This window comes from Neobacillus niacini (genome assembly GCF_000759675.1).
GTDB classification, from domain to species: Bacteria; Bacillota; Bacilli; order Bacillales; family Cytobacillaceae; genus Neobacillus; species Neobacillus niacini_A.
The window spans coordinates 104,599-117,210 of record NZ_BAWM01000021.1; the positions used below are offsets into that span (position 1 = coordinate 104,599).

The 12,612-nt window shown below is 35.2% G+C and carries 12 protein-coding genes; 7 read left to right on the forward strand and 5 right to left on the reverse strand.

Annotation, left to right across the window (positions count from 1 at the left end):
* The first annotated feature begins 423 nt into the window (after positions 1-423).
* The 4 genes from TR08_RS13375 to TR08_RS13385 all read left to right on the forward strand — a co-directional run bounded on the left by TR08_RS13375 (position 424) and on the right by TR08_RS13385 (position 4,917).
* The gene (locus tag TR08_RS13375; protein WP_045518849.1) at positions 424-1,845 is read left to right on the forward strand and encodes a lipopolysaccharide biosynthesis protein; all 1,422 of its coding nucleotides are present in this window, start codon (positions 424-426) and stop codon (positions 1,843-1,845) included.
* A 782-nt stretch (positions 1,846-2,627) separates the two neighbouring features.
* Complete coding sequence (locus TR08_RS33155) at positions 2,628-2,852, forward strand: DUF6431 domain-containing protein (protein ID WP_238579133.1); 225 nt, start codon at positions 2,628-2,630, stop codon at positions 2,850-2,852.
* 264 nt (positions 2,853-3,116) lie between these two features.
* Entirely contained in the window at positions 3,117-4,472 is a 1,356-nt protein-coding gene (locus tag TR08_RS13380; protein ID WP_045518851.1) for a DDE-type integrase/transposase/recombinase, read from the forward strand.
* The gene (locus TR08_RS13385; RefSeq protein WP_045518853.1) at positions 4,465-4,917 is read left to right on the forward strand and encodes an ExeA family protein; all 453 of its coding nucleotides are present in this window, start codon (positions 4,465-4,467) and stop codon (positions 4,915-4,917) included. Before TR08_RS13380 ends, TR08_RS13385 begins: the two co-directional genes overlap by 8 nt.
* Before the next feature lie 97 nt (positions 4,918-5,014).
* Here the strand turns inward: TR08_RS13385 and TR08_RS32535 are convergent, their stop codons facing one another.
* Positions 5,015-5,170, reverse strand: coding sequence for a hypothetical protein (locus tag TR08_RS32535; RefSeq protein ID WP_193747740.1), 156 nt, complete (start codon positions 5,168-5,170; stop codon positions 5,015-5,017).
* Between the two features lie 113 nt (positions 5,171-5,283).
* Between TR08_RS32535 and TR08_RS13390 the strand changes: the two genes are divergently transcribed.
* The 3 genes from TR08_RS13390 (at position 5,284) to TR08_RS30305 (ending at position 10,073) form a co-directional block, all read left to right on the forward strand.
* Complete coding sequence (locus TR08_RS13390) at positions 5,284-6,666, forward strand: reverse transcriptase domain-containing protein (RefSeq protein WP_045518854.1); 1,383 nt, start codon at positions 5,284-5,286, stop codon at positions 6,664-6,666.
* A gap of 1,028 nt (positions 6,667-7,694) precedes the next feature.
* Positions 7,695-9,434 carry a zinc-ribbon domain-containing protein gene (locus TR08_RS30300; protein WP_052427453.1) on the forward strand — a complete coding sequence of 580 codons (1,740 nt, stop codon included), beginning with the start codon at positions 7,695-7,697 and terminating at the stop codon, positions 9,432-9,434.
* A 39-nt stretch (positions 9,435-9,473) separates the two neighbouring features.
* On the forward strand, positions 9,474-10,073 hold the full coding sequence (locus TR08_RS30305) for a hypothetical protein (RefSeq protein ID WP_052427454.1): 600 nt from the start codon (positions 9,474-9,476) through the stop codon (positions 10,071-10,073).
* A gap of 77 nt (positions 10,074-10,150) precedes the next feature.
* On the opposite strand, the gene TR08_RS33920 is transcribed toward TR08_RS30305, so the two are convergent.
* The 4 genes from TR08_RS33920 to TR08_RS13415 all read right to left on the reverse strand — a co-directional run bounded on the left by TR08_RS33920 (position 10,151) and on the right by TR08_RS13415 (position 11,318).
* Positions 10,151-10,273, reverse strand: a complete 123-nt coding sequence (locus TR08_RS33920; RefSeq protein ID WP_370576307.1) for an IS3 family transposase — start codon at positions 10,271-10,273, stop codon at positions 10,151-10,153.
* Positions 10,274-10,308: 35 nt separating this feature from the next.
* The gene (locus TR08_RS31955; protein ID WP_274521011.1) at positions 10,309-10,674 is read right to left on the reverse strand and encodes a DDE-type integrase/transposase/recombinase; all 366 of its coding nucleotides are present in this window, start codon (positions 10,672-10,674) and stop codon (positions 10,309-10,311) included.
* 36 nt (positions 10,675-10,710) lie between these two features.
* The gene (locus TR08_RS33925; RefSeq protein WP_370576308.1) at positions 10,711-10,797 is read right to left on the reverse strand and encodes a hypothetical protein; all 87 of its coding nucleotides are present in this window, start codon (positions 10,795-10,797) and stop codon (positions 10,711-10,713) included.
* 227 nt (positions 10,798-11,024) lie between these two features.
* A complete protein-coding gene (locus TR08_RS13415) occupies positions 11,025-11,318 on the reverse strand; it encodes a helix-turn-helix domain-containing protein (protein WP_045518855.1) in 294 nt (97 codons plus the stop codon).
* Positions 11,319-12,612 lie beyond the last annotated feature (1,294 nt).

Consider the following 12,612-nt stretch of genomic DNA (forward strand, 5'->3'; position numbering starts at 1 on the left):
AGATTTACATTCATAAATTGAAACGCACCATTATAACTACCGTAACGGTTCAAACAAAGTGGGACAAATTTTGATTGAATCCCACAACTTCTCCTTCTACCACGGTTATTGTAGTGCAATGAAGTGAGTATCCATTTAATAGATTTGAATATATTATCTTTGTAGTACAACATGGTACGCCATACCAGAATACGTTTTTCCCTTCACTATTTTTCTTGAGCCCATATGCAGACTTATTGGCATTTCAATGTGAATTAATAAACGGCTAATAAATTGTCTATTTGGGCTAGTAAAATACAAAATGTCTAATATGTACTAAATTAGTATAATAAATATCATAAAGGTTGTAAAAAAATAGCATAAAATGCTTAAGCTGATAGAAGATTTAATCTCCACATATTAGATAAAAGAAGAGGCAATAACGTGAACAATAAATTCAAAAAATTCTTTCGTAACTTTTCTTATACTTTTATTGCTAATAGCTTGTCAATAATTATTTCCACAGTTTTAATCGTGCTTGTGCCCAGGTTTGTTGGTGTTGATGATTACGGATATTGGCAGTTATATCTTTTTTATACATCATATATATCATATATGTCATTAGGTTTAACAGATGGAGCTTATTTACGCTATGGGGGACATGAATATAGTGATTTGTATAAACCCGTTTTCGTATCTCAATATTGGTTTCTAGTTATATTCGATATTGTCATAAATACTTCAATTGCATTATTGTATAGTTCAGTTGCAACAGATACAAGTAAAACTATAGTGATTGTGTTGACTTGTTTAACTGGCGTATTAGTAGTTCCCCGTTCCTTGTTAACTTTTATCTTACAGGCTACCAATCGAATTAAAGAATTTTCTATTATATTAATTTTAGAACGTTTAATTTACTTTATTTTGGTCATTACATTTTTGCTTATCGGAGTTGAACAATTTGAATACCTAATTGTTGCAGACATTATTGGTAAAATTTTTTCAGTTCTATACTCGTTTTTTGCATGCAAAGAATTAGTGTTTGGTAAACTTGCATCAATAAAGATAAGTATAAAAGAGACATGGGTAAATATTTCTGTTGGAAGTAAATTATTGTTTGCAAATTTTGCAAGTATGCTTATTATTGGTATTATACGATTTTGCATCGAAAAAAAATGGGATATAGAAACCTTTGGAAAAGTATCACTCACATTAAGCATATGCAATATGTTGATGATGTTTATTAATTCGATCGCAATAGTTTTATTTCCTACCTTACGTCGGACTTCAAAAGAAAATTTACCTGCTATTTACCAAACAATGAGATCAATGATTACGGTTCCATTACTTGGTTTTTTAATTTTGTATTACCCAGCAAAAGTGATTTTTTCTGCATGGTTACCAAATTATGCAGAAAGCCTAACTTATATGGCATTATTATTTCCAATTTGTCTTTATGAAGGTAAAATGCTTTTGTTAATTAACACTTATTTAAAAACTCTTCGGAAAGAAAAATTAATGCTGGTAATTAATTTAATTACTGTAGGGTTAAGTATAATTATGACATCTTTAAGTGTTTTTATATTGAACAATATAACTTTATCTATTTTAAACATTGTAATTTTATTGGCGTTTCGTTGTATCATTACGGAATTGTACCTATCAAAAGTGTTAAAAGTTCAAGTAAAGAAAGATATAATACTAGAAATATGTATGACAGTTATTTTTATTTTAGTATCGTGGACCTTAACTTTTCCTTTTGCTTTGATTATGTATTTGGCAGCGTATGCGGTATATCTGTTCATAAAGAAGGGTGATATAGTTTATCTATTAAGAAGTATTAAATCAATTTATAATGCTAGATGATTAAAAGTTTATAAGCAAAATTTGGGTGCCTGACATTACGGTCATAAAAGTTGACACTATAATATAGTTTCATAAAGGGAACCAAGGCTTTATTAAAATAAGCTTTGGTTCCTTTTCTATTCTCGACTTTTCACCATATCTGCCATATCCTTGATTACCAGACTAACATGTCGGAAATTTCATAACTGTAATGGTACAACCAATACCTATGTTACAATCAATAATAAAATTAGCTGAATAGTTACACTGATTACGGCCTGTTTTTGCTAACTACATTTTGAGCCACTCTGATCATTGGCTCACGATTTCGTAATCAAGGTGGCTCTATTTTAATGAGCAAATACACAGCCTGTTTATTGCAAAATAAAAGTGCAGACCTTTGCAAGTAAAAACTGCAGAGTCCTGCACTTTATTTAATAGGTGCACAAAAAAAGACTTGCCAGCCACCCCAAGTCCCTCTACTGTATAGGTGTCGAATCAATACAGAGTGGAGGATTACGAAAGGATGCTAGCAATTTCTGATTGTTTTTGACACCCATAAATTACCGATAGTTGACGGTATTGCCTGTCCGGAAGTAGACGAGTATAATGTCCACGTATAAATCCGGAGAAAGGAAAAGACGCCTCCCATAATGTATAACTGCGCCAACAGCTATACGGGAGACGTCCCACTAAAACAACTGTGATTATTGTATCAGATTACAAACTTATTGAAAAGACATCAACTGGAGTTTTTAGTTAGGGGTGCGGGGAGGATTCCATCGCCTTGTTGTGGAAAAAGCATGAGTGTTATTGGGACTAGAGATAGGAAATCAAAAGAAAGATCAGGAGAAACGAGAGTTTATAATATTCGACGTTTAAGATGTGATAATTGTGAATGCATTCATCATGAATTACCGGATTTCTTAGTTCCTTATAAAAGATATGAATCAGAGTGCATTGAGCTGGTTCTTTCGAACCCTATTAATCACGATATACCTGCAGATGAATCAACTCTGTATCGTTAAAAGTTTTCTAGATTATTGGGTCGGTTGTCTTATTTCTATCATGCTTCAAACTAAACAGGAAAATATCCCTTTGGATTTACCGTCCGAAAGTTCAGAGACCGCACTTCATAGATTAGGACGTCTGGTGGGTAATGCCCCTAGATGGCTGGCGAGAATTGTCCGGCCTATTGTAAATATTAATTTATGGTTACATACCCGTTCTGCATTTTTGTCCGAAGAGAGTTGATTTACACTCATGATAAACACATTGAGAGGAGTGTTATCATGAGAAATTATAAAAAAGTGGAAGATACTGCAGTACAAAGATTCCAGCTTATTGCCCCTCTATTAGAAGAAGGCCTTGATGCTGGAAAGGCCAAGCAATTGAAGGATCAGATTTGTAAGACCAGCGGTCTTTCTGAAAGAACAATAAGAAGGTACGTTTCACAATTTCGTTCTGAAGGCTTTGGAGGATTAAAACCTAAAGGTAAGAATGCTCAAACCAAATCAGAGGCGATTCCTTCGCACTTAATGGAGCAGGCTATTCTTCTTCGCAAGGAAGTCCCGAGTCGAAGTGTTGCACAAATCATTCAGATACTTGAGTGGGAGGGCTTGGCTGTACCTGGACAACTAAAACGTTCTACTCTTCAAGAGAAATTGACAGAAAGAGGATATAGTTCTCGGCATATGAAACTTTATTCTCAATCAGGAGTGGCAGCTAGACGCTTTCAAAAAAGGCATCGTAATCAACTGTGGCAATCGGACATTAAATATGGTCCATATTTACCTATTGGTCCTAATGGGACAAAAAAGCAGGTATATCTTGTAGCCATAATAGATGACGCAACACGATTTGTTTTACATGCCTCCTTTTATCCAACTCTTGATTCGAGGATTGTAGAGGATACTTTTCGTCAGGCAATACAGAAATTTGGAGTACCGGAATCTGTTTACTTTGATAATGGTAAGCAGTATCGAACAAAATGGATGTCTCGTACATGTTCTAAATTAGGTACTCGCCTTATATTTACAAAACCCTATTCCCCTGAAGCGAAGGGTAAAATTGAACGATTTAATAGAGTTATTGATTCTTTTCTAGGTGAGGCAGCTCTTGAAAAGCCACAAACGTTAGAAAGATTAAATGAACTGTTTCAATCCTGGCTTACTGAGTGTTATCAGGAAAAACCCCATTCTGCGCTTGGTGAAAAAATTAGTCCGCATTCGGCATATCGCAGTGATAAGAAAGCACTTCATTTCATTGATCCTGATACATTGGCAAATGCCTTCTTACATTGTGAAACACGGAAGGTTGATAAATCAGGATGTATCAGTTTCATGGATCAGAAATATGAAGTTGGTCTCTCATTTATTGGCCGTCAAGTAGACATCATTTACGATCCTTCGGATCTAGAGGAATTGACTATTGAGTATGACGGACATACACCTTGGAAAGCAAGAAAGTTGGTTATTGGTGAAAAGGCAGGAAAACGGCCTGCACTTCCATCGCATCTTCAACCACAAGAAGCTGACTCTTCTAGACTACTAAAAGCAGCGGAAAAGAAACACCAGGAACGGAAAGTTGAAATAACACCAGCAGTTACCTTCCGTGCAATTTGGAAGGAGGACGGAGAAAATGTTTGAGGCTGCTTACGGGATGGAAAATACGCCATTTTCTAGAGATGTCCCAACGGACAAATTATATGACTCTCCGATGATGCAAGAAATTCTTGGGAGGCTGAAATATGCGGCAGAAAGACAAATGTTTGCCGTTTTAACCGGGGATTGTGGCACTGGTAAAACAACCACAATTCGCAGGTTTGTAGATCGACTTGATAAGGGGAAGTTTCAAGTACTCTATTTGTCTGACTTAAAATTAACACCTCGACACTTTTATAAAGGATTGCTTGAACAATTAGGCTCAGAAGCAAAGTTTTATAGAGGTGATGCGAAACGGCAACTCCAACGGGAAATAGAGTTGATGAGAGGAATCCGTGGTATTCAGCCAGTGGTTGTAGTAGACGAAGCTCACTTATTAGATAAGGAAAATTCAGGTGCCTGTCACTCCCCGATTTTTGTCGAAGATTGATAGATTGTTAGATAGCTAAATAGTGATAGAATGAAGATAACTGTTGTTTTTGTTTATTTTTGAAAAAAATAGAAAATTGGTATATAATATTTTTAATTCAATCTAGTTGAAGGTGTCTTGCAAAATTGGTTGCAAGAGAGATAAGTTTCAGCTTGTCAACCTCCTTATTACTAAGGACCTCAACAAGTAACCTGACCATGTCCACAAGTGCAATAACCAACAGCAAACCTGGATTGTCAATCAAACTTATCACAGTTATAATAATCTCCTTACTGATATTATAATTGAAATGTTTAACGAGATAGTGGTCACCGGGCTATTCATCTTTTCTGAATCCCAACAACGAATGCTAGGAGGTTTTCTGTTATGAAACAGAGTAATAGGCCACGACAATTACATAACCTCCCTAGCTCTTCGAAGATTGATTGGTCAAAATATGAAACTAAGTATTATTTACACTTTGATGAACGTGTCGATATTGAGCATGTGAAAGATAAAATCCAAGATCCTGATTGGGTTTCTTCACATGCTTTTTTGCCGTCTATCCATTTTAAAATAAACTTTAACAAGTATGTAACAATCTCTAAGGATAAAACACTCCCAGTCAGTGAACAGAAGATAAAGAAGAAAAAGGTACGCGAAATATATTATGCTGCGCACAAAGATCGTTTTGTCTATAAATACTACGGTGACTTATTAAATAACGCTTATAATGATTATGCCAAAAGAAAAGGAATTGACATCATCGCTTTAGCTTATCGCAATAATAAGTGCGGTAAAAATAATATTGATTTTGCTTATGAAGTATTTGATTTTCTATTAACCCAAAATCAAGCTGTTGTCATTTCTATCGATTTTACAAAGTTCTTTGATCATATTGACCATCGAACGCTTAAACAAAATATCAAAACTGTTCTGGGTGTTGAAGAGCTGTCTCAGGATTGGTATAAGGTTTTCAAAAACCTTACACAATTTACATATGTAAATAAAAATGACATTGATGTTAATTTAATACAAAAATACGGTGTCAAAAAGCTAAAAGAGCTCTTGAAAAATAAAAAATTGAAAAAAATAATGCCCCCAGAAGAGTTTCGGGCTTTTAAAGAACGCTATCTATACAAAAATAAAAAACCTTATGGGATTCCACAAGGGTCTGGTATGAGTGCTGTTTGCTCTAATGTACATTTAATTCATTTTGATCAAGAGGTTAAAGCATGGGCTGATGCCCAAAAAGCACTTTATCGTAGATACTGCGATGATTTAATTTTAGTCATTCCAGTCACTAATGGATCAACAAAAGTAGTTGAAGGAAAAAAGAATGAATTACTACAAATAATTCAAAAATACCACTCCCAAGGTTTAAAAATTCAAGAGGAAAAAACAGAAATACGTTTATATACTAACCACATAATTTTAGACGAATCCCAACAAAACAGTAAGTTAGATTATCTGGGTTTTGTAACTAATGGCCAATCAATACGGATACGTGAAAAGAGTCTTTTTAAATATTACTGCCGTGCATATCGTAAAGCCGATACAAGTCGGCGCATTGCTTTTGTAACAAATCGGAAGGGACCAAAAACAGATTTATATAAAATTTATACTCATCTCGGTTTCGATTATAAAGATCGAGGTAACTTTATCACTTATGCATACCGAGCTCACGCTAAGATGGCTAGGTTAAAAACAAAAAGCCTCATCCGTAAGCAGATTAAACGACATTGGGGGAAAATTAATAAACGGTTATAACGGCTCGAGGTCAGACCCCCAATCGGGAAAATAAAGGGACTAACTCAATCTATTCTAAAAAGGTTAGTCCTTATTTTAATACAGAATTTACATTAATTCCGTTGCCTGTCATTCCCCGGGTTTTGTCGAAGTTTGATAGGTTAATAAGTGCTGCCAGGTTCTGGATTATGATGGAAGTTTGCTACATTAGCTTTATACTCTTATCTATCAGTAGATAAGGGTATATGTATTTGATTCTGAGATAAACTTATGGAACCATTTTTTTAGTAATGGTTGTCTTGAGAAGGTCTAGGTGGAAATCAAAATGTCGGTGCCTGTCACTCCCCGAGATTTGTCGAAGATTGATAGTTCTTTATTTTAATAGATAATGCTAGAATGGGGTTGTGGTTTAATATTGTGAGGGTGACCGGTTGTTGATCTTCTTCTTTTAATAGGGGAGAAGCTTCGGGTTCGAATGGACAACCGTTGAAACGTATGAACCTTTCCTTGAGCTAATGGCAGAAGAGAAAAAGGAAAAGTCCCGGAACGACACGAAGCGCTACGGAACAGGCCCGAGATTGCGGAGTTACTGAAGTATTGTGAAGAACCAAGGGTGTTAAAGGAAATAATGGCTTTTATAAACGAGCGGATGTTTATTTTAAGACCTCATTTGGTGTTATAAACCCTTTATTGGAGTCGGGAAGAATGGAAAAGTTCAAAGCAAAGCGGGACGATTATCACTTAGAACAAAATCATTATAGAATAAAGAAAGAAGAGGAACTTTAAGCATTCTATTACTATAGAAAAATATGATTCATTAGGCTCAAATCCATACAGGGAGGTGGGCCATTTTTTTGTTTAAGGAATCATCAATTGTTAGAAAACCTCATTAGTAGACTTGAAAAATTTTCTAATAGTTTTAATGATTATTTATGGTTGTACTGGGTGGGAATGGTAAAATATAACGGATGTGATTATTCTGAAAAACAATTACGAAATACAGCAGATGTCTTATATCAATTTATAAATTTGTAGTAAGGAGTTCAAAAATGCCAAAAAAGTTTACCCCCCTATCACAAAGAAACCCAAAGTTAGCTTCAGAATGGCATCCATCAAAAAATACTCCTATAACACCTGATGATGTTGCAGCTGGTACCAATAATTTTGCATGGTGGCTTTGTGAGAAAGGGCATGAATGGGAAGCTAGGATAAATTCAAGGAATCGAGGGAGTGGCTGTCCTATTTGTTTTGGTAGATTCCAAGAGCCATTAACCAAAACTCACCCTAAAATGGCTTTAGAATGGCACCCTAACAAAAATGGGAATTTAACACCGGATGATGTAACAGCAGGATCTTCTAGAAAAGTATATTGGAAGTGCTCTAAATGTAGTTATCCATGGCTATCTACAATCTCAAATAGAAAACAAGGAAATGGTTGTCCGAAGTGCGCAGGTAAAGTTGTAACAGAAGAAAATTCTTTAGCAACTGTTAATCCTAAGATACTAGAAGAGTGGCATCCAACTAGAAATGGGAAATTGAAGCCGAATATGATACATGCTTATTCAGATAAAAAAGTTTGGTGGATATGTAAAGAGTGTAATCATAAATGGCAAACTACACCTAACCATCGGACTAGTCAAAAAACAGCTTGTCCAAAATGTAATGAAAAGTATAACGTATCTTTTGAAGAATTAGCATTTGGTTATTTTTATAAAAGAGTATTTAAAGAGGTTAAATTAAATCACGAGATAGAAGCTGGGGACAAAAGTTACAAGGTTGATATTTATGTACCAAAGTACAAATTAATATTGGAGTACGATAGTGAATTTCATCACCGGGACAGACTTTCAATTGATAGTGAAAAAAGTAGGCAGCTTCTTAATTTCTGCGATTTTCTTATTAGAATGCGTGAACAAGGGTTATCTGGAGTTCCATTACAAGGGGTTATTAATATTACGTTTTCAAATAAAAATAGAAATCCGCTTAAGGAAGCAGTCATGGCTTCTTTACAATATATAACCAAAAAAGTAAGCCTTTCAGCAGAAGAAATACATAGAATAGAGGCTTTAAAAGATATCCATATAGAAGAACAAAGATTTGAAATCCTTAGTCAAGTACTTCCTATAGAACAGAGAAATAATATAAAACAAAATAGTAGTTTGTTAACAAAACAATTTGATTTAGAAAAGAACTTTCCGTTTAGACCAGAACACTTTTCTTACGGTTCTAATTTCAAACTATGGTGGACTTGTGAAGAGGGACACAGTTGGGAATCAGCACCTTCTACCCGAAAAAAGGGACATGGTTGCCCGGTCTGTGATGGACAAATAGCTACAACTGAAACATCACTAGGTACAGTAAAAAAAGAGCTAGCAAAAGAATGGGATTATGATAAGAATAAAACCCTTACTCCCTTTGATATTCTCCCTAACTCTAATAAGAAATTTTGGTGGAAATGCTCTAAGGGACATTCTTACAGGGCTGCTCCGAAACATCGGAGTAGGGGGAAAGGGTGTCCATACTGTGTAGGAAAAAAGGTTGGAAGTGATAATTGTTTAGCTACGGTTAATCCAAAGCTTGCTGCTCAATGGAATCCAACCAAAAATGAAGATCTTACACCTTATCATATAACAGCCGGTTCTAGTAAAAAGGTTTGGTGGATTTGCGATAAAGGGCACGAATGGCAGGCCTCTGTTTATAGCAGAAAGGGTAGTAAAACGAACAGACCAAGAGGTTGTAAAGAATGCTATGAAATAGGCGCCGGAAGAAAAAGTAGAATGAATAAATAGTGCGTACAAAAGCTAAAAGGAGAAGAGGATATTTAATTAATGGGGAAAAGTCAAAAGGTTACTAATATGAGTCACCCAAATTTGTATAATTTTTTTAGTCAATTAAAAGTTCAAACTTCAAGCCCTAATGATCTAGAGCTATGGATTGTTGAAGGTGCATTAATGAATGGAACAACAGTAAACTCAAAAAAAATTACTCTCACAGATACACTTATTAATATTTACTCACAAAAACCACATGTAGTCCATTATATGCTTGCACACGAGTTTATACATTATAAGAATGGTGAATATTTAAGCTGGAAGAATGCATTCATAAAACTTGGTTCGCTAATAAGTAAACACTTAAAGGGTGTTGTATTGCTACAGGAAATTAGAGCTTCAATAGAAGGGGTCCATTTAGCGAATTTAACTCCAAAGGAAATTCAAGACTCTCAAATAACTCTACATTTTGAAAATGAAAATAGCCGTAAGCAGCTTTCCTATAAATCAGTTGGATATCCTAGTAGGGTGCAGATAATTAAGTATGCTCAAGGAAATATAAGTTTTACTCCAACGGTTGCCTATGATATATTAAGCGATTTTGAAAAGACTCTTAATATAAAGTTATGGAAAAAATTAATTTTAAAACTGTTGTAGAAGATGGAATAAAAGAAAAAATAATATCCGTGCCTGTGGTCAAGCCCCCGAAAAATAGACATTGGAAAATTCGACGTTTATGAAGCATTTTGGTAATTAAAATAATACATTTTAGGAGAAACGAATCCCATTCTATGCTGGATTCGTTTTTCGTTGTAATAGCGAATATATTTCTTTAGATTTTGTTGAAAAGACTCGATTGGGCAGTTGGGATAAAAACAAGGGAATTCCGTTTTTAACTGCGAAAAAAGCTTTCAATAACAGCGTTATCCCAACAGTTTGCCTTTCGTGACATACTTGGTATGAAGTGTAGCTCCTTACTTAGATTGCGATACATGTGGGATCTGTAAACACTTCCTTGGTCGCTATGGATCAGAACGCCCTCCAATGTATCCAATTTCCGCTTTTTCTGTGCTGCCTTGATGGTGGCTTTTATCAATTCCTTATTAGGGCTTGAACTCATTTCAAAGGCAATCACTTCACGGTTAAATAAATCCATTACCGCAAAAATATACAACTTTTCCTGCCCCATCAAAACTTCAGTCATATCCGTTACCCATATTTGATTGGGATGAACGGCGTCAAAATCACGATCTAACAGATTTTTATAGACATAGCCTGCAGATTGTTCCTTAGTTTAATGAGTAGTTTTTGGTTGCCTCACCTTTGCTTTCAAATTGACCTCATTCATGAGTCGCGCTACTTTTTTATGGTTTATTATTATGCCTTAGGCTTTTAAAGATCGTGATATTCTTTTGGCTCCATACGTACCCTTGTTAAGGAAATATATCCTTTTTATCTGTTTTAAATCTTGGCGTTATTCTCCAGATGCTTGGCGCTTAGGACGTTTAAGAAAAGCAAAATAACCACTTGAGGAAACCCCGAGTATACGGCATAAAAGATTGACTGGATAATACTTTCTCAAATAAGAAATAGCTTCGAATTTCTTGCTTATTCGTTCCCTTTGAGAAAGGCCTGGAACTTTTTAGGGATTTCTATCTCCATCTCTTTTTCTTTTAATTTCTTCTCCAACTCCCGGTTTTGCTTTATGTCTTTTGACTGAGAAGGCTGCGAAATAGAGCGTGGATTCACAAGACCCTGCTCACCATTATCCTTAAAAGAGTTTACCCAACGATTCACTGTATCCCGATGTAATCCAAGTTCTCGTGCCACTTCAGCTACAGGTCTCTTATCATTTTCTATGTAACTTAAAGATTGTGTGCTAATACCGCATCGAAAAGCCAGCTCTTCTTCCTTCTATCATTAGATTTTCTTACTGAAGCTAAAATCTTCCCATCATAATGGTCTTTTTCTCATTCAAGGCACTTACTCCTTTTATAACCATTACATAATGAGGGGAAGACTCAGACTATCAAGTATACTTTAAGTTACATGGAATTGATAAATAAAGGTGCCAGGTATCATCCAGAGAATTTCCAGTTTGTTCACTTCTTCTTTTCTTCACGTTTACTCCGCGGCTTTTAACATTGTATAAGGATTCGACGGTCATAATACCAAAAAGGGACTGGAGTTATCTATTTAAATAGTGGAAACAGATTTCGACCTCTTTTTTCAATAATATTAATCAAGAAGCTTGTCTTTAAAGGAGTTAAGCCCAATTTAATCAATCGATTGTGTAAAAGGAAAAAAACAAGGTATTTGCCAAACTATGCAGTATTAAGGGGAAACTGTACATTTCAGGGGATTTGGCAAGATTATCTATAAAATCTAATCTATTTACCGACAATTATTTTACCTAAATCAAGAGAGAAAGCTTTAAATAACGGGATTAATTCCATTTTCACACAAACGTTTGATTACCATGTCATCATGAAAGGACCCGTCGATAATTGTAGAAGGCCATTTTTTTTGGCTATCTTTGAGGTATTCTAGAAGAAAGCAAAGCTTTTCCTCGACAAGAAATGCTCTTGAAAAGAGGCTAAAGTTCGTTTTTCAAAAGGGTTTGTGACACTTTTAATTAAACGTTTAGTTGAGAAGAATTAAGTAGTTATTTGTCGAGAGACCACGGAGACGGTCTCCGAGGGATTTTTAATTGATTACTTGGGACTAGGTGGAGGACAAAATCGGGTGCCAGTGCATTGCGATCCAAAAAGTAGACAAAATAAATTCCGTTTTGTGAAAGGAATCTAAGTTTATAAGCTTTGGTTCCTTTTTTCTTGTCATCAATTGGTACTGGGAATTGGTCTAAAAGATGAGGAGGAAAAAAACTAGCTCGTTAACAAGTGAGCAGCAACTAACGCTCAAAAACGTGGCTATAAGGGAAATTGGAGCAATTGGGTCCAAATATAGATCATTCTCCTCGCTGCAACTTTTGTTATATCCTCGACAATCCTCACACTTAATCACGATATGAAATCCATGCTGCTGCTGGATTCATCCCCAAACTAATCAAACGTTTGATTGAATCCATTCATGTCATATCCAGTCTACAATTGTACTAATTTTACCTAGATAGACTGATGTATTCTTAAGTGAAAACTAGTCAAATATTGCACATAGGTGGGGTATGGTCTGTAAT